We start from the raw sequence: 21,750 nt of genomic DNA, 5'->3' as shown, positions 1-21,750 counted from the left end.
TTCCCCCTTAACGGTGTCAAATAAAACTTGATTTAATCCGTGATAATGCTCCTCTTAATCGGAAAATTGATTTAGTGTGCAGCTGAGAAATACGCGCTTCAGACAATTTCAAAATTAAACTGATCTCTTTTAAGGTTAGTCCTTCATAATAATACAAAGAAACAACTAATCTTTCTTTTTCAGGTAATTTATCGATTGTTTTGGCTAAGGCTTGCTTTACTTCTTCTATTTCAATTTGCTCTGACGGGTTCGTTAGGTGCGCAGAAGAGGTTTCTGTTTTTATAAATTCATCTAAAGGCATGATTGTACTAGCATTGAGCTGATTTAATAGAACATATAGTTCATTGACTGAAATACTAAGAGCTTCAGCAATCTCATTATCAGTCGCAGCACGCCCTAATTGATTTTCAAGCTTTGATACCGTTTGTTCATATTGTTTTGCCTTTTGGCGAATACTGGTTGGTACCCAATCTTGTGCACGAATGGCATCAAGCATAGAACCCCGAATACGAACAACGGCATAAGTTTCAAACTTAATTCCCCGCATCGGATCATATTTTTCAATTGCATCAAGTAAACCAAAAAAACCATTACTAATTAAATCGTCTTTATCTACATATTGTGGTAAGCTAATCGCAATGCGACTCGCAACTAACTTAACTAACGATAAGTAGTATTCAATCAGCTTTTCTCGTATTTCCACTTTCCTACTTTGCTGATATTCTAGCCACAATTTCATAATTTCTTCTATTTTAGCTTGCTTATTATCTAACATCTATGATTACCCCCATAAACCCACGTATATCTCATTCTTTGGGGCGCGTTATTTGTTCAAAACTAGTAGAGGTAAAAGGAGCAAATTCTGAATTCTCGGTAACGTCATCTGAAGGTTCATTTTCTTTCAGCTCATCCCTTTGAGACTTTTCTTCTAACTTCTTTAAAGCAATATTTTTTAAAAATCTTTCCACTATAAGTCCTATGCCATAGCCAATAAAACCAAAAATAGCAATTGAGACAATGATACGATAAATAATCGTTTCTATTCTAGCACCTTGCAACACACCGTTTAGTAGTGTCAGGGTACCAACAATGAGTGCTAAGCACAGAGCAGTACGCAACTTAAGCACCTTTATTCCTCCCTGATTATAGTTCTTTTTCACCTTTAGCAATTGTTTTTATGAGATAAATGCCTGTATCCAAATGTAATACTACAGTGCGCCCATAATTCCCACCAGTATCATCTGCGATTAATTTAATATCCATTTTTTTTAATAATATACGTACAGCTTCCGTATTACGCTCACCAACACGCATAACATCTGTTGCATTTGCAAAGGTAAACATTTGAGCTCCACCAGCAATTTTAGCTAAAATACGGTTTTTTGCAGCCCCCAGTTTAATCATTTCATCTAACATCAAAGGCAAAGCCGTATTTGCAAATTTAGCTGGATTTTCAGCTGAACGTGCTTGTGTACTATCAGGAAGCATAATATGAGCCAAGCCACCAATTTTTGCAGCTGTATCATATAGTGCAATGCCAACACAAGAACCTAATCCATAACTTATAAGACTCGAGGGGTTACTACCAACTTTGTAATCAGCCATCCCAACTTTTATTAGTTCTGACATTATTCCTTCACCCCTATTGCCGCCAAAATGGTATTTAACGAACCAGGATCAGGAATCAAGAAAAAATGTCCTTTTACGCCATCATTCTCAGTGGTAAATTCGGTTTCAATTACGAGTGCATGATCTCCCATTTGTCCTAACTGGATCAAAATAACGCTTAAGATAGCTCCAGCCATATCCATTGCCAGAGCTGGAATAGATGGTAATAACGTCAAAGAAGTAAAGTGGGATAATGCATTGAGATAAGCACCTGCAAGAATATTACCAATTTCCATCAACGCAGACTCATCCATAGAATTTAATGAGGTTGTATGCCCTTGCTCTCTCCCCATTAGCATGTCGACTAAATAAAAAGCACTATCACGAGGTAACAAAAATAAAATACTACTGGGAGCAGGACCAAATACACGTAAATATACACCTGCCACCATTGCATCTGGACCACCAACTACATCTGGCACCTCCCCTAAAGGCAAAATGGCAATTTTAGGGACCGTCATATCTATTTTACGATTAATAATTTGTGATAATGCTGTGGCGGAATTCCCAGCACCAACATTGCCAATTTCCCTTAATGCATCAAGCTGCAACATTGACAGTTTTAATATTTCATCAGACAATAGTTCCACCTCATTTTAAACTCAATAATTACACTACTTTTGTTTCTTGACCAACGCCAATAATTTCTTCTAAATTTAATAAAATGAGTAGTCGATTGTCCAATTTGCCTACTCCACTAAGATAGCTTGCTGCCACACTCCCCGCTACAACATCTGGTGAATCAATATTTTCCTGATCAATTGTCATAACTTCTGAGACAGCATCCACGATCATGCCAACAGATAATTCATCTACTTTGACAATAATAATCCGTGTATCTTCTGTCAAGACTTGTTGGGGCAAATTCAAGCGTTTCTTTAAATCAATAACTGGTAAAACACTGCCTCGCAGGTTAATTACACCTTTAATATAATCTGGTGTGTGAGGGACTCTTGTAATATCAGTAATCCGTTTTATTTCTTGCACTTGCAAAATACTGACACTGTATTCTTCTTTACCTAGTTTGAAAACAACTAGCTGTACTTCGCTGCTTGCATAGCTTTTTTCTAACATGTGCTGCTCCTCCTTATTGGATTAATGAACCGATATCTAATATAAGTGCTACTTGACCATTACCCAAAATAGTTGCGCCAGCAATAATTTTAATTCCTGCTAAAAGTTTTCCTAAGGATTTTATTACAATTTCCTGCTGCCCTATTAGATTATCAACAATAATTCCGGCACGCTGCTCTCCAATATGTACAATAACCACAAACAATTCTTCTTCCGTATGTTGATTGTCAGAATCAGGTATGTTAAGCACATCTGCTAAACGTACAATAGGGATAATTTGTCCTCGGAGCAGAATCACTTCTTTATTTTGTACTGTTTTAATATCAGAAGGCATAATATTGATGGTACTATCAATTGATCCTAGCGGAATTGCATAAATTTCTTCTGAAACTTTAACCAACAATGCTTGTATGATAGCTAGTGTTAACGGCAACCGAATTTTAAACTTGCTGCCTTCATTGACCTTGGTCTCAACATCGACCATACCACCAAGGGATTCAATTTTATTTTTTACAGCATCCATACCTACACCACGCCCAGAAACATCCGTGACAACAGCAGCTGTAGAAAAACCTGGCAGAAATACTAAACGCACGGCTTCATTGGCATCCATGGCATCAGCTTCACCTTGAGAAATAAGACCTTTCTCAACAGCCTTACGTTTAATAATATCAGCGTTAATACCCTTGCCATCATCTTCGACCATAATAATTACATTATTACCTTCATGGCGAGCAATCAGGCGAATTTCACCAATAGGATTTTTACCTTTTTCTTCTCTTTCATTTGGATGCTCAATACCATGGTCAATGGAATTGCGCAATAAATGAACAAGTGGATCACCAATTTCATCAATAACAGTACGATCAAGCTCTGTTTCTTCACCTTGAATGATAAGGTTGATCTCCTTATTAAGATCGCGAGATAAATCTCTAACCATTCTTGGAAAACGGTTAAAAACTTGTCCTACAGGAACCATCCGTACTTTCATGACGACAGCCTGTAAATCAGTAGTTACTCGATCCATTTGTTCAATTGTTTCTACTAAATCTGTTAGCTTATGGGTAAGACCAATTTGTTCCAGTCGGGTCTTATTAATCACTAATTCACCGACAAGATTTAACAAGGTATCTAGTTTATCAATATCCACACGCACTGATTGACCACTTTTATTTTTCTTTTCTACAGTGGTTTGGGTATGCACAAGGACATTTCCAGTTTTTTCAGCTTCGTCATCTTTTTTCATTGGTTCTATCGATTTCGGAGCAATGATTTCTTCCGTAGCATCATTAGGCAATACACATGGCAAAACAACCGCTTGGTCAATTTCTGAAATTGATAATACCGCGTGTTGAATTTTCTCTGCCTCACTACCCGATATCACAATCACTTGGAAACTAAGAGAAAAATTTTCTTTTTCTAATTCTTCTACTGCTGGGATACTTTTGATTACTTCACCAATTTCATCTAACGCATTCATAACCATATAGGATCGGGCAGACTTTAAAAGACAACCTTCTCGCAAAGAAACTTGTACCTCATACGCCTGCATACCTTGATCACGTGCTTTTTTTATAACGGCTATTTCTGTATCACTAAGCTCGATTGAAGAAGATGCTCCTGGTGCTATGCTAACGGCTTCTGCTTTTACAGGAGTAGATAAAACAGCCTCTCCTTTAGCCAAAGCTTTAAGCTTAATAATCAATGGCTTGCTGTCAATAGAGCTTTCATTATTTGATGCAACACTTTCTACTAGTTGCTCTAAAGTATCAACACATCTAAAAATAGTATCAATAATATCATGGCTTGCCTTTAATTGACCTTTACGTAATAAATCCAATATATTTTCCATCTCATGTGTTAATTCTGCAATTGTTGTAAATCCCATAGTAGCTGACATACCTTTTATTGTATGAGCACTACGAAAAATTTCGCTAAGTACAGATAGGTTTTCAGGATCATTTTCTAAATCTAATACACAACTATTAAGCGTTTGCAAATGTTCTCGAGATTCTTCCAAGAACATTCCCATATACTGATTTGTATCCATCATTTCCACCTCCATAATTATTTGACAATAGCTTTAACAATTTCTGCAGCAATAGTTGAAAGTGGCGCTACTTTGTCAACCGCACCGAGTTCAATCGCTGATTTAGGCATACCAAATACAACAGCTGTAGATTGGTCTTCGGCAATGGTGTAGCCACCCTTTTGCTTGATAGCCTGTATACCTTTAGCACCATCATGACCCATCCCCGTAAGAATTACCCCAACAGCATTCTCTCCATAAGCCTTGGCAACGGATTCCATCATAGGATCTACTGCTGGTCGGTGTCCACCAACAGGAGGGTTCTGATTCAATTTCACAACTTTTTTATTACCTTCACGCTCGATGCTCATATGATGATCACCGGGGGCAATTAGAACTAACCCCGCACGTATAATATCATTGTGCTCAGCCTCTTTTACTGTCAAAGAGGATAAAGAATTTAAACGTTCAGCTAGGGATCGAGTAAATCCTGGGGGCATATGTTGAACAATAACTACACCGCAAGGTAAGTTACCAGGTAATCTAGTAACAATCTCCTGGAGAGCCCTAGGACCTCCCGTAGATGTACCAATTGCTAAAATAGGCTCATTCGTGGATTGTTTAAAAGATTGAAATGAAAGATTCGTCATAGATGGTACTATTACCTTTACTTTACTTAATTGAGATACGTTTGCTTTAATTGCCGCCCGACTTTTGGCTACTATTTCAGTACTAATACCAGCTATATTAGAAATAACGCCTGCAGTCTTTGCCACAAAATCAACTGCACCTAACTCTAAAGCACTTAGCGTTGCATTTGCTCCAGCACTAGTAAGACTACTAAGCATCACTACAGGCGTTGGTATTTCCTTCATAATAATTTCTAGTGCTTGCAACCCACTCATAATTGGCATTTCAACGTCCATGGTAATTACATCAGGTTTAAATTGTTTTACTTTCTCTACAGCTTCTTTACCATTTCGCGCTGTGCCAACTACCAAAAAATCTGACTCAGCAGAAAATAGATCTGATAATAGCTTACGCATAAAAGCAGAATCATCAACAATTAATATTTTGATCATCATTCTACCTCCTGTAAGTTAGAGACCTCTTTGACGATGTTCCAACTGCTTTCTAAATATAAATCTACTTATTTTGTCACGCACAATATTACGCGTATCGACAAACTTGATACTGATCCAAAATAATTGTCGATCTTCTTGTGGTTTCTGCACTCGGATAACTTCACCATCTACCTCAAGGTCACCTTCCTCTGGAAGAGTCAGCGTCATATTTACTTTTGTCCCTATTTTTATTGATTGCTCGCATATAGCTTGCAATCCGCCACCGCTAAGATCCCGAGTCATTACCTTAAGATTAATAGCATTCTCCGCATCATCATCCAAAAAATACTCTATCTGCAGAGGTTGTGATACATCAAAACGAACGAAAGCTCTTTGCTGCGTTTTTTCAATTTCGTAGGGCATTGTAACAATCCATACCGGTAACGGATACATTCTCTTACTCAGAAATTTACTTTTAAAGATATAAACGCCACTCTCAGTAATAATTTTGCCATAAAATCCACGTCCGCTTTCCAGAAAAATAGGACGTCCCTTTTGCATCGGCATGGCAATTATCATCTCATTAGAAGTAAGTTCTTCAACACGACTAGTAAAACGTGGGGTATTGCTATTTTGGGATAACATAATTTCCAAGCGTTGATTTACTTTTACTATCTGTTCCAAGCTAATAAATCTTTCCTCCTTACTAACACAAACTCACCGCATTAATCCTAATAACTTATTAAAGAAACCTTTAACTCCTGTAGTCTTACTACTAGCCCTATCTAATAAACGATTGGCTATTTGTTCGATACAGCGTGATGATGCAGTATTAGGAAATGCCAATAATAACGGTGTTTGCTTTTTTACAGCTTTAACTAAATTACTATCTTCATAAACAAAACCAAGACTGCTGATTGTTAATCCCAAGAACTTAAGTGCTACTTTAATCAGCTTATCGGCTGCAATATTTCCTTCATCAGGCTCCATTACGCGATTAATCACTAGCTTTAATACAGCAGTTCCAGAGTGACTTACATAGGTTTTCACCATCGCATAAGCGTCAGTAATTGCCGTTGGTTCTGGAGTTGTTACAATAATTACTTCATCAGCAGCTACCACAAAATTCATTACACTTTTACTGATGCCTGCACCAGTATCAATCAAAATGATATCTGCTAAATCATCTAATAACGTAATTTTGTTAATAATACGCGTAAGCTGTAAATCATCTAAATTTGCTAAATTATAAAGTCCGGACCCACCTGACATAAACTTTATTCCAAGAGGACCTTCTGTTATAATATCAATTAAAGAAAATCCACCTTCTAACAAATGCAGAATATTATACGGTGTTGAACACCCCAATATTACATCCACATTCCCCATTCCCAAATCAGCATCTATGATCAACACTCTTTGCCCTAATTTTGCCAGTGCCAGTGCTAAATTCACGGTAAAATTAGTTTTACCAACACCACCTTTACCACTAGTAACCGTAATGACCCTCGCATTGGTACGATTTGCTTTAATAACGGAGCTGCTTTTTTTTCCAGATGAACTTTGCACCATTTTTCGTAATTTTTCCGCTTGATCCCACATCATTACAAATCTCTCAAAATCAGTGGCGTCAACCTATTAATATCAACTAACTCTATATCATCGGGAACATTTTGCCCATTGGTTACATACGAAAGTGATATCGGAAATTGATATAATAGATTCACAATAGTGCCAATGTTTCGTGTTTCATCAATTTTTGTAAAAATGACTTTATGAGGCATACATATAGAAAATTTTTTTACAATATCTAATGCATCCTTATATTTAGTAGTAGCACTTAATACTAAATATTTTTCAATCGCATCATCGATATGTAAAAGTTTTGTCAGCTCGTCTAACTGCTCATCATTATGAGGACTTCGTCCAGCTGTATCAATTAATATCAGCTGCTTGTCCTGATTACTATCTAATACCGCTTTAAGTTCATCGGCTGCATACACCACATGAATAGGTATCCCCATAATATCAGAATACGTCTTTAATTGCTCTACAGCAGAGATACGATAGGTATCAGCAGTTATTAGCGCAATTTGGTATCCTTCTTGAATTGCAAATTTAGCTGCCAATTTTGCAATGGTAGTAGTCTTACCTACCCCTGTTGGTCCAAAAAACGCCGCTATCTTTCTACCTTGTTCAGGGATCTTAATACCTTCTACACTTTTAAAACAAGTTTGAATCTGTGTAATAAGCAACTGTTTCAGTTCTGGGCTCTCAACGTCAAAATTCGTATAATCCATTGGCAAATCATTTATAATTTGTTCTGCAATCTGTATATCAATGTCATTATTCATTAACAAATCAAGAACAGAGGAATGTTCGCTGCCTTGAGGAATTTTAGATATTACTTTTTCAAGTAAACTACGCATACTAGCAAGTTCAGATTGTACAGCAACCTCTTCAACACAAGGCTCTGCCTTTTGAGGAGGTATGGTAGCAATAGAAGTATCAACAGCTGCTGTGACCTCTACCTCCTCCTTAGAAAAGAACCCCCAAAGGCCGCCTTTGCGAAATTTTCGTGTATGTAAAATAATAGCATCACGCCCCAAAGCACTTTTCGCTTGGGCGATAGCATTTTGCATAGAATCAGCAGTAAACACTCTAACTTTCAATTATACTCTCACCATCCCTAATGATTGCACATCAACCTTAGTCTCTAGCTCCGCATAAGATAAAACAATTAAATTAGGTACGCTGCGTTCAACTAATTTATAAAAATACGTTCTGATTGCAGGACTGGTGAGAATAATAGGTTGATAGCCAATGTTTGTTATTTTCGGCAATTCCTTTGATATACTCGATATAATGTTCTGCAGTACCTGTGGCTCAAGTACTACATAGGAACCACTTTCATTACGCTGGACTGCTCCTGCAATAACATTTTCTAGCTGCGGATCAACGGTTATGCAGGTCAGCATATTATTCTGTGCATACTGCCGCGATATTTGCCTAGCTAATGCATGACGTACATATTCCGTTAAAATATCAGTATCCTTAGTAAGTTGAGCATAATCAGCCAACGTTTCAAAAATAGTCACCATATCTCGAATGGAGATTCGCTCATGCAATAATTTTGCTAACACTTTTTGAATATCGCCAATAGATAATAAGGCAGGCGTCAACTCTTCTACTACTGCAGGATTATGTTGTTTTACAGAATCAACTAAAGTCTGAACTTCTTGACGACCTAAGATTTCAAAAGCATGGGATTTGATAACTTCTGTTAAATGAGTGGCCAACACTGATACAGGATCTACTACCGTATATCCTGCAAGCTCAGCTTGTTCACGATTCGTCTCTTGAATCCATAAAGCTGGTAAACCGAAAGCCGGCTCTACCGTTTCAATCCCATTCACTTCTTCAAAAACAGTGCCTGAGTTCATCGCTAAATAATGATCTAATAATAATTCGCCTTTCGCAATCTCGATTCCTTTTAATTTTATTACATATACATTCGGTTTTAGTTGAATATTATCCCGAATGCGAATGGTAGGTACGATAAGTCCTAATTCTAAGGCACATTGCCTACGAATCATAACTACCCGGTCTAATAAATCTCCTCCTTGAGAAATATCAACCATTGGTATTAAGCTATAACCAATCTCTAACTCCATTGTATCAATTTGTAACAATGATACAATGTTTTCTGGATTGCGAACTTCTTCATTTTCTTTTTCCTCTAAATCAGTCTCTTGTGAATCTTGTTTATATTGAATCGTCCTTTCCAATATATAACCAACTACAAAACAAATAAGACCAAGACTTATAAAGGGAATTAGAGGCAAACCTGGAACAAAACCCATCACTGCCAATACCCCTGCAACAATAAAAAATACCCTCGGATTCGTAAATATCTGTCCTACGAGATCGTGACCTAAATTGGATTCCGATGCAGCTCTTGTTACTACGATACCTGTTGCAGTAGATATTAAAAGTGCTGGAATCTGGTTCACTAATCCTTCTCCCACCGTCAACAACGTATAACTATGTAAAGCTTCTAGCACGCCTAAATCCCGCTGAACCATACCGATAATAAAACCACCAACGATATTAATCACAATAATAATGATTGCTGCTATCGCATCACCTTTTACGAACTTACTGGCACCATCCATTGCACCATAAAAATCAGCTTCCCGCTGAATCTTAACGCGACGCTGCCGCGCTTCATTATCTGTAATAGCGCCAGAATTTAAATCAGCGTCAATGCTCATCTGTTTACCAGGCATAGCATCCAATGTAAATCTGGCTGCAACCTCGGCAACACGCTCAGATCCCTTGGTGATTACTAAAAATTGTATAATAATTAAAATAACAAACACAATAAAACCAACAATGGCATTACCACCGACAACAAAATTACCAAACGCCATAATTACTTCACCAGCATAGCCATCCAGCAAAATAAGCCGGGTAGAAGATACATTCAGTGCTAAGCGAAATAAGGTGGTGATCAATAATAAAGAAGGAAAAATCGAAAATTGCAATGGTTCTACATTGTAAACAGCAATCATTACAATCACAAGAGCCAAGGAAATATTTAACGCTAATAATAAATCTAATAAGAATGTTGGCAAAGGAATGATCATCATAATAACAATGGTAATAATTCCAAGGGCTACTATAATATCACTATATTTAGTTAGTTTACTTAAACCTGGAAAAGGCGATGTTTGCGTAGCCATTTTTTACTCCTTCTACAACTTAGGACAAGCGTTTTTTTAATTTATAAACATATGCTAAAACTTCTGCAACAGCTTGATATAATTCTGGCGGTACAGGATAACCAATATCTACTGCCGCATATAAAGCCCTTGCTAAAACTTTATTCTCAACAATTACTACTTTATTTTCTTTGGCAATCTCTTTAATTCTTTGAGCAATTAGATCTTGACCTTTTGCTACGATAATGGGAGCCGCCATAGATTTTTCATATTTTAAGGCAACAGCAAAGTGAGTAGGATTGGTTACGATGACATCTGCTTTTGGAACTTCTTGCATCATGCGCTGCATCGACATCGCTCGCTGTCGCTGTTTTATTTTCCCTTTAATCAGTGGGTCACCTTCCGATTGTTTAAATTCCTGTTTAATATCATCTTTACTCATCTTTAAGCTTTCCTTGTGTTCCCACCATTGATAAAAATAATCAAATGCAGCCAAAACAATCATTACTGCACTAATTTGAAATACCAGATTTAAAATTAAGGATGCCGCTAAATGTAACGAATCAATGAGCTCAGCACTGATTAGGCTAGGAATCTGCTCAATTTGTTTTCTCATAAATCGATAAATAAAGTAGCCGATAATGATTATTTTAAATAAAGATTTTACGAGTTCCACTAATGAGCGTTTTGAGAATAAACGTCCAAATCCCGAAATAGGGTTAAGTTTACTAAATTTAGGCATAAGAGGCTCAAAAGAAAAAAGAAAGCCAACTTGAATAAAATTAATCGTCAATGACACAATCAAGATCACACACATGACTGGCAATGCTGTCTTTAAAAAGACAATGGCAAAACCAAGGAATATTTCCCGAATGGAATTAATCGTCATATCGGCCATTGCAACATTAGAAAAACTAAGTTGCATGTATCTCGTGAGCTCATCATAAATATAAGAACCAATTAGCTTTAATGTAAAAAATGCTGCTAAAATAATAAATACCGAGTTAACTTCCGTACTTTTAGCAACTTGTCCTTTTTGCCTAGCTTCTCCCTTTCGCTTAGACGTAGCCTCTTCGGTTTTTTCTCCGGCAAACAGCTGTAAATCGAAGGATACATTCTCAGAAAATGGTTGTAATTGTATCTTGCTAGAACACGGAAAGAAGTCGGAAAATATCTTTATACATCCCATTAAACGCCATCTCCAAAAAAAATATATAAAAAGGTAATGCTAAAGATAGAACAAATAAACCAACAAGAATTTTTCCTGGCACACCGACCACAAATATGTTCATTTGTGGCATCGTACGGGCCAAAATACCAAGAGCTACATCCGTTATTACCAGCGAAATAAGTATAGGCAAACTAATTTTCATGGCAATAATAAAAGTATCTCCCACCATATCAACTACAAAATTTGTTAGAGCCGCTTTAACTACCACACCAGTGACTGGCATTAACTTAAAACTGACAAACAAAGCCGATAGTAACACATGATGTCCATTTGTTGCTAGGAAAATAATCAACGCCAGCATATGCTTGAAGTTACCAACTAAAGGTACTTGACCGCCAGATTGGGGATCAATAATATTAATAACCCCAAATCCAATCTGCATGTCCAGTAATTGTCCTGCCATTTGTATAGCAGAAAAAACCAATGAACTTAAAAAGCCTATGGTTAATCCGATAAGAAGCTCTCCTATTACAATAAAAATGTAAGGAAGGAAATCATTAGGTATTGCAGCACTATCATTAAATACGATCGGAAATAATATATATGTAAGGATTAATGATAAACCAGCTTTAATACTGACTGGAATGTTTCGGCTGCCAAAAATAGGAGTCATCATGAAGATGCCAGTTATACGAACAAAAATTAACAAGAAAAAAGCTACTTGATTTTGCAGAAGTGCAAAAAGATCCACAAATAATTACCCCTTACGTTAACGTACCAAGTTTGGTAGGTTGATAAAAATCTCGCGAGTATAATCAACCATCAAACTTAACATCCACGGGCCAAAGACCAATATCGCGACAAAAATTGCTATAATTTTAGGAATAAATACTAAGGTTTGCTCTTGAATCTGAGTAGTCGCTTGAAAAATACTTACTAAAATCCCCACTAACAAACCTAATCCTAACATGGGAGCAGCAATCAGCATTACCATGGTTAATGCCTCGCGTCCAATTTGTATTGCTAAATCACCTGACATATTTCCTCCTTTAGTGAAAACTATTAATTAATGAGAGAATAATCAAGTGCCAACCATCCACTAAGATAAATAATAATAACTTAAATGGCAGAGAGATCATGACTGGAGGCAGCATCATCATCCCCATGGACATCAATGTGCTTGCAACCACCATATCAATAACAATGAAAGGAATATAAATCAAAAATCCTATTTGAAATGCCGTCTTTAGCTCACTAATTATGAAAGATGGTATTAACGTAGTTGTCGGAACATCTTCTGGTGAATTAGGTCGAACACCTTCTGATAAATTTACAAACAATGCCAAATCATTTTCCCGTGTTTGCTTAAACATAAACTCACGCATTGGTTTTAAAACTTCCGTCATTGCAGCTTCCTGAGTAATGCTGCCAGCTAAATATGGCTGCAGCCCATTTTGATTTGACTGTTCAAGATAGGGAGACATTGTAAAAAAAGTTAAAAACAATGCCATACCAACCAGAACTTGATTTGGCGGCATTTGCTGTGTCGCAAGAGCACTGCGCAGAAAAGATAAGACAACAATGATGCGTGTAAATGAAGTCATCATAATCAAAATCGACGGAGCTAACGTTAATACCGTCATCGTGAGTAAAATCTGCAAACTAAGTGCAACATCCTTAGGCTCTGTAGCAGCTCCTACTTCAACATTAATATTAGGAAGAGGAACTAAAGGTGCGGCATTTGCCAATGCTGGTATAACAAATAAACTAATGAAAACAGTAAAAACAATCATAGCATTTCGAATTTTAGCCACTTACCTCTTCCCACTTTCATGTTTTTGTTTACTCTGCATATCACCAAAAGCAGTAGGAAAAGTTTGTGAAAATCGTTGCAGAGAAGCAAGCTGCTTTTGAAAGATAGTATCGAATTGATTTATGGGTACTGTTAATTGTTCTGCTTTCATTTTTTCAATTTCCTCAGGGTTTGTTATTTCCTGCAATACAGTAATCGCATGATCAGTAACGCCTAGTACCAAAAATTTGCCTGCAATTTCCACTGTATAAACAGCACGATTAGTACCAAATGATAATGTATTAATGATTCTACTACTGCCACTAGCAGATAAGCTTCCCAATTTTTTTCCTAAAAAACGGGAAGCGAAATATGCAAGACCAATAACAGCAGCAAAGGTTATTAGTAAAGAAAGAACATAGGAAACAGTAGAAAGCCAAGACGTTGAAGTCACAGGCTTAGGCTCTTGGTATTGTAAATAATCGCCATTGGATTCTGCCGCATAAACTTGTCCATTAAAAAAGATTCCAATGCAAAATAGCAGTAAAAAAAGCCTCCAGAAAACTCGGTATTTGTTCTTATTCATTATTAACCAACCGCTTTGCGAACAGCTTCCAATACTCGATCTGGCTGAAAAGGCTTAACAATAAAATCGCGAGCACCTGCCTGAATCGCTTCAACAACCATTGCTTGTTGCCCCATCGCACTACACATAATGACTTTTGCGTTAGGATCAATTTTTTTAATTTCTTTCACTGCAGTTATACCATCCATTTCTGGCATAGTAATATCCATAGTCGTAAGATCTGGCTTTAGTTCTTGGTACTTTTCTAATGCCTTTACTCCATTTTCCGCCTCACCTACGATCTCATATCCATTTTTACTCAAAATATCTTTAACCATCATACGCATAAATGCAGCATCATCAACGATTAACACTCTAGTCGCCATTATTTTATCTCCTCCTGATTACTCTATTATCCATTATCAACAATCATAACTATTGTAAATTATAGGTCCGCTCTAGTGGACTTATAATATCAGTAATTCTTACACCAAAATTTTCATCTATTACTACAACTTCACCCTTGGCAATTAGTTTCCCATTCACTAGTATATCTACAGGCTCACCAGCTAGTTTATCCAGCTCCATTACTGAACCAGGTGCTAATTCTAGAATATCACGAATTAATTTACGAGTTCTGCCAAGTTCTACCGTCACTTGTAATGGCACATCCATAATACGATCAATATTGGTATCAGTGACCGGCATCGTACCCTGTACTAGAGGAGCAAATTGTACAGGTTGCACATTAACAGGCTGTATATGCTGTTTTGCGACTGAAGCAGCTGCCACTTGCTGCTGGGCTTTTGCAGCCTGGGATTGAGATGCCGATGCATCTGCAGCCTTGGGAGTTTCTGCAACTGGCGCAGCTGCTGGTGGCTGTACGGCATTCATAAGGCTGTCCACCATTTCCTTTGCTACATCAATCGGTAGAATTTGCATAATTTCACTATCAATTAAATCTTCAACTTCCATACGAAAAGCGACACGAACAATGTTGTCATCGGTTCCAACAGCATTCGAAATGCTAGAAGCAACTGCAAAATCAATCAAATTTACATTCGGCGGAGCAATGTCTATTTTCTTCCGGAACATAGTTGACATGGATGTCGCTACTCCACCCATCATCTGATTCATAGCCTCACTCACGGCACTCATGTATAATTCATTTAATTCGGTAGGTGGATTGAGTCCGTCCCCCCCCATCATTAAATCTGCAATAATTAATGCGTCTTGTTCTCGAATCGCTAAAACATTAGTCCCTACGATGCCATGTGTATATCCAACTTCAATAACCAAATACGGCAAAGGATATTGCCCCTTGATCTCCTCTAAATTAGAAACAGACACACGCGGTGTAGTAATAGATACCCGGCGTCCAAGCAATACAGACAATGTAGTTGCCGCACTTCCCATAGAAATATTACCAATTTCACCAAGGGCATCTTGTTCTATTGCGGATAACTCAGGTGTTGAAGAGGATGAAGTAGCTTCTCCCCTTAGTAAGGCATCAATCTCGTCTTGGGATAGAAAGCCTTCAGTCATAATTTTCATCTCCTTCTGAAATTACTTGTGTTATTTGTAATGCAACCTTATGTCCTGAGAGTCCTGGTTTCCCTCTAAACTTTTCGCGTTGACCTACAATTACATTCAGATCATTTTCTATTTTACTCTCTAATTGCAATACATCATTCACTACTAAACCTAATAATTCCTGCACAGTAACTGTCGTTCTTCCTAATTCTACATATAGAGGAATAAAAGCTTTTTCTAGCTTACGCTGTATTGCATTAATATGCTCAGGCAATGCTTGTTTAGCAACGGAAGAAGCAACCCAATAGGTAGTAGTCAATTTCGACATGATGGGCTCAAGCACTAGATACGGGATACAAATATTAACTAGTCCTTCTACTTGGCCAATCTTCACATGTAATGTAATAATAACGACCATATCATTAGGCGGAACAATTTGAGTAAATTGAGGATTTGATTCGATAATTTCTAACTTAGGCTCAATCGCAACCACTTGCTTCCAAGCGTCTGAAAAACATTCTAGTGTTTTGTTTATCACTCTTTTAACAATCGCTTCTTCAATGTCAGTTAATGATCGTGTTTTGGCAGGAGGTAAGCCGGGCCCGCCAAACAAACGATCAATAATCGAAAAAATCACATTCGGGTTTAGCTCCAAAATCGCATTCCCTTTAAGAGGGCGCATTTGAAAAACACCAATAACACTTGGATTGGGCAATGAACGAATAAATTCTTCATACGTTAATTGATCAACAGAAGCTACATCAATATGTACAAGCGTCCGAAGATGTGCGGAAAGGTAAGTGTTCATAAGACGAGCAAAATTTTCATGCAGCATATATAAGGTACGAATTTGATCCTTAGAAAATTTATCTGGGCGCTTAAAATCATAGACTTTTATTTTTCTTTGTTTCTGCTCATCTTTTATTTCTTCGGCTGATACTACGCCTGTAGATAATGCAGATAACAGATCATCAATTTCAGATTGGGATAACACATCTGAACCTGCCAATACGTTCTCTCCTTTCCACCACTCTATTACATATTATAATACGGTATACATTCTAAATCTACTGCAAAACAAAATTGGTTATATATACGTCATACACTCGATCATCACCAAAAGATTTATTAATTTCATTTTTCAAAAGTTCTTTTAACTGTTCTTGCTTGAGAGGATCAAAATCTTCGATTTTTAGAGATCGTAATACATAAACAGCTGTATCTGCAAGTTTTATTTCTTCTGGTGAAGGCATTTTTCCAGTGGCAGCTACAGTAGTAGCCTTTTTGTCAGGTCTTAACTCCACAATAAGTCCAATTTTCAAGTAACGTCCACTACTTGCACCGCCAATATTAATCAACAGCCCATCTTTTGCATCACCCAATTTTACAAAAACACCTGATTCACGTTGAGAACTTTTCTTGTCCACCGCTTTATCAGCAACAATTTTAGTCGCAATAAAGTAGGAAATTCCCCCAGCCAATAATAAACCAAATACAATCATACCTACCATAAGCATCATTGGAAACTTCTTTTGACCATCAGCCACTGTTACACCCCCATTTTAGACTACACATAATCTGATTGAACGCTAATACATTTAGTACAGCTTCTTACTACTCATCTTTTAACTTATTAAAATGACAATAAAACTATTATTTATCATATAATTTTCATTCTTGATAAACAGACAGTATTTTTAACAATAAGATATATCTATCTAAACTTACCAAAAATAGCTCGACGATAATCCATTACTTTACGCACGACTTCATCCATGGTTTCTTCGACAATCAGCTTTCTACCACTCGTAAGGGTAATCACTGTATCAGGAGTTTCTTCAATCGTTTCAATCAATTCCGCATTTAATACAAATTCCTCTTGGGATTTAAGACGCGCTACTTTTATCATAAAAAAGCCTCCATACATTCACATTTTATAGAAGGGGGGGATTTTCGCCCCCCTTACCTATTTATTAACGTTTAAGGTTTACAAGTTCTTCCAACATATTATCATCAGTCGTAATAATTTTAGAATTAGCCTGGAATGCACGCTGAGCAACGATCATGTTTGTAAATTGCTGCGCTAAATCCACATTGGACATTTCCAAGCTGCCAGGAGTAAATTTACCACGTCCTCCAGTACCTGCCTTACCAATCTGAGGTTCTCCTGAATTGGTGGTTTTTGTATATAAATTACCTCCCGCAGAAAGTAAACCATCAGGATTATTAAATACAGCCAAAGCAACCTGTCCAATGGCCTGTGTTTGTCCATTAGTAAAACTACCAATAATCTCACCAGTAGTTGAAATAGTCTTTCCATTTAGGGTACCAGCACCATAACCATCACTGCTCATTTTTGCCGTAGAGTCAGTGCCATTTTGAGTCATCGTCGAACCACTAGGCTGTACTGTGAAAGAACCTGCCCCTGCATATGGGCCGCCAGTTGGATCAATTGTTAAAGCATTAAATACTGTGCTGGTATCAAACTTGCCATCGGCATTAAATTTAATCGTAGATGATCCCCCTGTAACAGTAGCAACTGTAGTTTTGCCGTCAGTACCGCCAATTATGGTTGACGCAGGTGTAAAGGTCCATGAATTATTTCCTGTTTTCGTAATTGTACCTGTTAAAGTATATTTGTTCCCCTGGGTATCATATAAATCATAAGAAACTGGTTGAGTCGAATCGCTACTAGATGAAATTGTACTTGCAGCTGTGGCCAAAGATGCTGCAGCTGCAGTAGTCGCCGCGTCTGCCTTAGCTGCAGGATCTGCCGCAATCGCTTTAACTGCTGCGTTAGCCGCAGTAACAGCAGCCTTAGCTGCATCTAAGGCTGCCGCTGCTGCCGTTGCTGCCGCTGTTGTATTAGGAGTAGCAGCTGCTAAAGCAGCTGCTGCTGCATTTGCATCTGCTACTTTAGCAGCTGCAGTTGATACTGCTGTAGTAGTTGCAGGAGCAACACCAGTAACACCGCTTATCGCAGTTGTTAACGCGCCTGCTTTTACAACCGCAGCAGCAGCATCAATTTTCATTGTCGCTGCATTTAATGCAGTAGCACCCCCATTTAAATTACCAGTAAGGGTAATTGCAGTGGATACTTTAGCTGGCATTGTTGAACCTACTGGTATTTGCAACGCTGATATTGGCTGGGTAGTGTCAACAACACCTGAAGCATCAGCTGGCCAACCTAATACACTATATCCTGCACTATTAAGGAAATTGCCTTGCTCATCCGTCGTAAAATCACCGCTTCGCGTATACATTTGATTCGTAGGGGTACCTACAACAAAGAACCCATCACCTGAAATTGCCAGGTTTGTTGATATACCTGTCGGCTGCGTGCTGCCATCAGTAAAGTTTGTACTAATACTGCCCACACTCACACCCAGACCTACCTGCATGGGGTTTGTCCCTCCCCGAGTGCCTGAAGCACTGGAGGCCCCCTGTAGTGTTTGACTTAGCATATCTTGAAATGTAACGTTAGACGATTTATAACCAACTGTATTTACATTCGCAATGTTATTACCAATAACATCCATATAGGTTTGATTACCTTTTAAGCCAGAAACAGCAGCGTACAAGGAACGCATCATAATAAATCAACCTCACTTTTTTATATTTGTGACTGTATCAATCAGTCAACAGTCAAAGGCTCTCCACTAGAGGTCCAGCCTTATACAATTACCGCACTATCAATATTAGTAAATACATTATCTTTGCTATTTGCACCATCCATAATCGTAATCACTGTTTTATTTTTCACACTCACCACTAAGGCTAGATTACTATTACTCATGAATACCAAAGATTCATTCGCACCTTTTTGCGAAGCTTTTTCCACAGCTTCATTCAATTTAAGTAACTCCGTCTGCCCCAGTTTAATATTCCTACTTTGCAGCCGTTGCAGAGCATGCTGAGAAAATTTTACACCTGTTAACTCTTGGGATAAAATTTGATCAAAAGGTGCACTATTTTGTTTCCCTTGATTATTTTTTGCATTATTGATTAACTTTCCAGCAATCGGGCTTACAGGGGTCATAGACTGTTGCAGGCGATATATACTATTGTCAGTCATATCTCTAACCTCCTGTTGACTTAACTATTTTGTAGTCTCAGTTACTTTACTCAAATCAACTGTTGTTGGAACAATCAGTCTAGTAATTTGCTTTGATGCAAAGGTACTTGTTACTATTTTTCCATTTGAATCCATTAGCACTGCTCCACTTGAATCCGTTTCTACTGCTGTAACCTGCACTGTTCCATTACTATCAACAGTTGCGCTCTGAATTACTCCTGAATGTGAAACCTTGCTGCTATCAGTCCAACTAACTGCGCAATTAGCCAAGTCACCTGTTGTGGTAGGAAGATAAGCTGGATATTGTACAGCATCTACTCCAACAACCAAACTAGTAACTCCAGAAGCGGTGCTTGTTCCTCCCACTACCCCTGTAATCGAATTGCCGCTGTCATTTGAGAAATTGATAGTACTGCCGATCAGATTGCTGGCTTGCATCTTAGCCATTGTAGCATTTAAATTTTGCATTTGCTCTAAGCTGGAGAATTGTGCCATTTGGGCAACAAATGCTGTATTATCCATAGGATCCAGTGGGTTTTGATATTGAAGTTGTGTAACAAGTAATTTCAAAAAATCATCTTTTCCTAAAGAACTATTTGAACTCTTCGCTGTTGCGCTGGTAGATGTATTAGTAGATGTACTTGTATTGGTTGTACTATTAATTACATTGGACATAACATCATCTCCTTTTTTATATACGATAATCTACTCCAGATCCTTCTGAACTAGATTCCACTACACTAGTAGAATCGTCTAGTGCATCAAGAAAATCTTCTTCAATCTTTTTATTTTGCACTTTTACTTCCGGTTTTTGTCGGCTTTCATGCTGTCCATTAGAAAAGAAGTCTCCTAAACCTGCATATACATCTACATTATCAATTTTTAAGCCTTGATTCGATAACTCTTGCTTTAATTGTGGAAGGGATGCTTCAATAATATTACGGACTTCACTATTATTCGAATGGAAGCTCGCACTAACCACACCACTTTCGACGGTTACTTTAAGAGTCAGTTCTCCCAAATGTTCTGGCTTTAGCTGAATAATCATTTCTGTATTCTTTTGACCAGAAATTAAGCGAGCCTGATCAACAATCTGCGAGGCAACATGGTATGAATCTTTTATTGGTTGCTGCATTACTTGTTTTCCGTCGGAAACAGCAACTTGATTTTCATTTTTCATTACCTGCTGATTTAAGGCACCCGCAAAAGTATCTGAGGTATTCGTGGTTTGATTGGGAAGTAGACTCTCTACACTTAATTGTTCTTTAGCACCTAATAACATGGTACCACTCTCACTCACATTCTCCATTGCACTAACAACATTGGTTAATAAGGGAGATGTCGTGACCGGTTTTGCATCAACCGAATCAATCAACTGAGTAATATCTAGCGTCGCTACTCCTGCCTGAGCTTGATTTGGTGTTGTTTTTTTGTTATCAACTTGCGGCATATTATTAGCTTTTCCTACTCCGTTACTGTTAACAAGGGCAAAGGAAGGTACTGTTTCTAATAAAGCATTATTAATTGTCACACTTGCTTTGCTTAATGAAGGATCACTAACTTGTGCTTGTTCTGTCAGCTGCTTATTTTGCAATAATTCTTGTAATTGCATTGTAAATTGATTAGCATTCGTATTGCCTGCCATATTTACATCTGTTCCTTTTGTCAATAAGGCTGCCAATTGTTTTTGAGAAGTATTCATACCAGTAGTTACATCTAATCGAATAGCATTCTTTCCTATTAATTCAGTTAGTTGATTGGCATTAACCAATTGCCCTCCAACATCATCTGCGATAAGGTTCTCATTACTTTGAATTGGTGCAGCATTAACCTGTGGATTCAGCCCCATCATTCCTGAAATTAATTGAGCTGCAGCAGAATCACTTTTGCTAGTTATATCTTCTTTCTCGGTTTTATCTGACTGGTTGTTTAATACCTTACCAAAATCCACTCCAGACTTATTGCTAGAAGAATTATTTTTTTTGCTCGTAGATGTTTGCGAGGACGTGTTTGGTTTAATCTCTATGGGAGTTACATTTGCCATTATAGCCATTT

25 protein-coding genes are annotated in these 21,750 nt (G+C 37.6%); all 25 read right to left on the bottom strand.

Translation table 11 applies throughout. The annotated features are described in order from the left end of the window. Positions 1–16 precede the first annotated feature (16 nt). Positions 17–775, bottom strand: coding sequence for a FliA/WhiG family RNA polymerase sigma factor (locus LMF89_RS06275; RefSeq protein ID WP_229534380.1), 759 nt, complete (start codon positions 773–775; stop codon positions 17–19). Positions 776–806: 31 nt separating this feature from the next. After that, positions 807–1,127, bottom strand: coding sequence for a hypothetical protein (locus LMF89_RS06270; protein ID WP_229534379.1), 321 nt, complete (start codon positions 1,125–1,127; stop codon positions 807–809). A gap of 16 nt (positions 1,128–1,143) precedes the next feature. Next, positions 1,144–1,629, bottom strand: coding sequence for a chemotaxis protein CheD (locus LMF89_RS06265; RefSeq protein ID WP_007953589.1), 486 nt, complete (start codon positions 1,627–1,629; stop codon positions 1,144–1,146). Then, positions 1,629–2,249, bottom strand: coding sequence for a chemotaxis protein CheC (locus LMF89_RS06260; RefSeq protein ID WP_229534378.1), 621 nt, complete (start codon positions 2,247–2,249; stop codon positions 1,629–1,631). Before LMF89_RS06260 ends, LMF89_RS06265 begins: the two co-directional genes overlap by 1 nt. Before the next feature lie 28 nt (positions 2,250–2,277). Further along, positions 2,278–2,742: a chemotaxis protein CheW gene (locus tag LMF89_RS06255; protein WP_007934823.1), complete on the bottom strand. Its 465-nt coding sequence runs from the start codon at positions 2,740–2,742 to the stop codon at positions 2,278–2,280. Positions 2,743–2,755: 13 nt separating this feature from the next. Next, positions 2,756–4,795, bottom strand: a complete 2,040-nt coding sequence (locus tag LMF89_RS06250) for a chemotaxis protein CheA (protein ID WP_229534377.1) — start codon at positions 4,793–4,795, stop codon at positions 2,756–2,758. 14 nt (positions 4,796–4,809) lie between these two features. Then, a complete protein-coding gene (locus LMF89_RS06245) occupies positions 4,810–5,853 on the bottom strand; it encodes a protein-glutamate methylesterase/protein-glutamine glutaminase (protein ID WP_229534466.1) in 1,044 nt (347 codons plus the stop codon). A gap of 18 nt (positions 5,854–5,871) precedes the next feature. Continuing rightward, complete coding sequence (locus LMF89_RS06240) at positions 5,872–6,519, bottom strand: flagellar brake protein (protein ID WP_229534376.1); 648 nt, start codon at positions 6,517–6,519, stop codon at positions 5,872–5,874. 33 nt (positions 6,520–6,552) lie between these two features. Beyond that, entirely contained in the window at positions 6,553–7,440 is an 888-nt protein-coding gene (locus LMF89_RS06235; protein ID WP_229534375.1) for a MinD/ParA family protein, read from the bottom strand. Continuing rightward, positions 7,440–8,507, bottom strand: coding sequence for a flagellar biosynthesis GTPase FlhF (gene flhF / locus LMF89_RS06230; protein WP_229534373.1), 1,068 nt, complete (start codon positions 8,505–8,507; stop codon positions 7,440–7,442). Before flhF ends, LMF89_RS06235 begins: the two co-directional genes overlap by 1 nt. Beyond that, the gene (gene flhA / locus LMF89_RS06225) at positions 8,508–10,580 is read right to left on the bottom strand and encodes a flagellar biosynthesis protein FlhA (protein ID WP_229534372.1); all 2,073 of its coding nucleotides are present in this window, start codon (positions 10,578–10,580) and stop codon (positions 8,508–8,510) included. A gap of 19 nt (positions 10,581–10,599) precedes the next feature. Beyond that, a complete protein-coding gene (flhB, locus tag LMF89_RS06220; RefSeq protein WP_229534370.1) occupies positions 10,600–11,748 on the bottom strand; it encodes a flagellar biosynthesis protein FlhB in 1,149 nt (382 codons plus the stop codon). Continuing rightward, positions 11,705–12,481: a flagellar biosynthetic protein FliR gene (fliR, locus tag LMF89_RS06215; RefSeq protein WP_229534369.1), complete on the bottom strand. Its 777-nt coding sequence runs from the start codon at positions 12,479–12,481 to the stop codon at positions 11,705–11,707. Before fliR ends, flhB begins: the two co-directional genes overlap by 44 nt. 18 nt (positions 12,482–12,499) lie before the next feature. Further along, positions 12,500–12,769 (bottom strand): flagellar biosynthesis protein FliQ, encoded by a 270-nt coding sequence (gene fliQ, locus LMF89_RS06210; RefSeq protein ID WP_007953609.1) that lies wholly within the window; start codon positions 12,767–12,769, stop codon positions 12,500–12,502. Between the two features lie 10 nt (positions 12,770–12,779). Further along, the gene (gene fliP / locus LMF89_RS06205; protein WP_229534368.1) at positions 12,780–13,544 is read right to left on the bottom strand and encodes a flagellar type III secretion system pore protein FliP; all 765 of its coding nucleotides are present in this window, start codon (positions 13,542–13,544) and stop codon (positions 12,780–12,782) included. Continuing rightward, on the bottom strand, positions 13,545–14,108 hold the full coding sequence (locus tag LMF89_RS06200; RefSeq protein WP_229534367.1) for a FliO/MopB family protein: 564 nt from the start codon (positions 14,106–14,108) through the stop codon (positions 13,545–13,547). 2 nt (positions 14,109–14,110) lie between these two features. Further along, on the bottom strand, positions 14,111–14,473 hold the full coding sequence (locus tag LMF89_RS06195) for a response regulator (RefSeq protein WP_007934847.1): 363 nt from the start codon (positions 14,471–14,473) through the stop codon (positions 14,111–14,113). A 49-nt stretch (positions 14,474–14,522) separates the two neighbouring features. Beyond that, positions 14,523–15,632 carry a flagellar motor switch phosphatase FliY gene (gene fliY, locus LMF89_RS06190; RefSeq protein WP_229534366.1) on the bottom strand — a complete coding sequence of 370 codons (1,110 nt, stop codon included), beginning with the start codon at positions 15,630–15,632 and terminating at the stop codon, positions 14,523–14,525. Continuing rightward, positions 15,625–16,629 carry a flagellar motor switch protein FliM gene (gene fliM, locus LMF89_RS06185; RefSeq protein ID WP_007934851.1) on the bottom strand — a complete coding sequence of 335 codons (1,005 nt, stop codon included), beginning with the start codon at positions 16,627–16,629 and terminating at the stop codon, positions 15,625–15,627. Before fliM ends, fliY begins: the two co-directional genes overlap by 8 nt. Before the next feature lie 58 nt (positions 16,630–16,687). Beyond that, positions 16,688–17,167: a flagellar basal body-associated FliL family protein gene (locus tag LMF89_RS06180; protein WP_007953625.1), complete on the bottom strand. Its 480-nt coding sequence runs from the start codon at positions 17,165–17,167 to the stop codon at positions 16,688–16,690. A 167-nt stretch (positions 17,168–17,334) separates the two neighbouring features. After that, a complete protein-coding gene (locus LMF89_RS06175; protein ID WP_007934855.1) occupies positions 17,335–17,529 on the bottom strand; it encodes a flagellar FlbD family protein in 195 nt (64 codons plus the stop codon). Between the two features lie 64 nt (positions 17,530–17,593). Then, positions 17,594–19,213 carry a flagellar hook protein FlgE gene (locus LMF89_RS06170; protein WP_229534365.1) on the bottom strand — a complete coding sequence of 540 codons (1,620 nt, stop codon included), beginning with the start codon at positions 19,211–19,213 and terminating at the stop codon, positions 17,594–17,596. Positions 19,214–19,293: 80 nt separating this feature from the next. Beyond that, complete coding sequence (locus LMF89_RS06165; RefSeq protein ID WP_229534364.1) at positions 19,294–19,695, bottom strand: TIGR02530 family flagellar biosynthesis protein; 402 nt, start codon at positions 19,693–19,695, stop codon at positions 19,294–19,296. A gap of 24 nt (positions 19,696–19,719) precedes the next feature. Beyond that, positions 19,720–20,370 carry a flagellar hook capping FlgD N-terminal domain-containing protein gene (locus LMF89_RS06160; RefSeq protein WP_229534362.1) on the bottom strand — a complete coding sequence of 217 codons (651 nt, stop codon included), beginning with the start codon at positions 20,368–20,370 and terminating at the stop codon, positions 19,720–19,722. A 16-nt stretch (positions 20,371–20,386) separates the two neighbouring features. Further along, positions 20,387–21,748: a flagellar hook-length control protein FliK gene (locus LMF89_RS06155; protein ID WP_229534361.1), complete on the bottom strand. Its 1,362-nt coding sequence runs from the start codon at positions 21,746–21,748 to the stop codon at positions 20,387–20,389. Between the last annotated feature and the right edge of the window lie 2 nt (positions 21,749–21,750).

Source organism: Pelosinus baikalensis, assembly GCF_020819555.1.
GTDB lineage: Bacteria > Bacillota > Negativicutes > DSM-13327 > DSM-13327 > Pelosinus > Pelosinus baikalensis.
The sequence above is the reverse complement of the archived record's forward strand: the minus strand, read 5'-3'. Positions and strand labels throughout refer to the sequence as shown.

Coding starts and splice junctions, on each gene's coding strand:
- flhA (WP_229534372.1), bottom strand. CDS start 10,580: ATGGCTACGCAAACATCGCCTTTTCCAGGTTTAAGTAAACTAACTAAA.
- LMF89_RS06275 (WP_229534380.1), bottom strand. CDS start 775: ATGTTAGATAATAAGCAAGCTAAAATAGAAGAAATTATGAAATTGTGG.
- LMF89_RS06255 (WP_007934823.1), bottom strand. CDS start 2,742: ATGTTAGAAAAAAGCTATGCAAGCAGCGAAGTACAGCTAGTTGTTTTC.
- flhB (WP_229534370.1), bottom strand. CDS start 11,748: ATGGGATGTATAAAGATATTTTCCGACTTCTTTCCGTGTTCTAGCAAG.
- LMF89_RS06195 (WP_007934847.1), bottom strand. CDS start 14,473: ATGGCGACTAGAGTGTTAATCGTTGATGATGCTGCATTTATGCGTATG.
- LMF89_RS06175 (WP_007934855.1), bottom strand. CDS start 17,529: ATGATAAAAGTAGCGCGTCTTAAATCCCAAGAGGAATTTGTATTAAAT.
- LMF89_RS06265 (WP_007953589.1), bottom strand. CDS start 1,629: ATGTCAGAACTAATAAAAGTTGGGATGGCTGATTACAAAGTTGGTAGT.
- LMF89_RS06160 (WP_229534362.1), bottom strand. CDS start 20,370: ATGTCCAATGTAATTAATAGTACAACCAATACAAGTACATCTACTAAT.
- fliQ (WP_007953609.1), bottom strand. CDS start 12,769: ATGTCAGGTGATTTAGCAATACAAATTGGACGCGAGGCATTAACCATG.
- LMF89_RS06235 (WP_229534375.1), bottom strand. CDS start 7,440: ATGATGTGGGATCAAGCGGAAAAATTACGAAAAATGGTGCAAAGTTCA.
- LMF89_RS06200 (WP_229534367.1), bottom strand. CDS start 14,108: ATGAATAAGAACAAATACCGAGTTTTCTGGAGGCTTTTTTTACTGCTA.
- fliY (WP_229534366.1), bottom strand. CDS start 15,632: ATGACTGAAGGCTTTCTATCCCAAGACGAGATTGATGCCTTACTAAGG.
- LMF89_RS06170 (WP_229534365.1), bottom strand. CDS start 19,213: ATGATGCGTTCCTTGTACGCTGCTGTTTCTGGCTTAAAAGGTAATCAA.
- LMF89_RS06165 (WP_229534364.1), bottom strand. CDS start 19,695: ATGACTGACAATAGTATATATCGCCTGCAACAGTCTATGACCCCTGTA.
- LMF89_RS06245 (WP_229534466.1), bottom strand. CDS start 5,853: ATGATCAAAATATTAATTGTTGATGATTCTGCTTTTATGCGTAAGCTA.
- LMF89_RS06155 (WP_229534361.1), bottom strand. CDS start 21,748: ATGGCTATAATGGCAAATGTAACTCCCATAGAGATTAAACCAAACACG.
- LMF89_RS06250 (WP_229534377.1), bottom strand. CDS start 4,795: ATGATGGATACAAATCAGTATATGGGAATGTTCTTGGAAGAATCTCGA.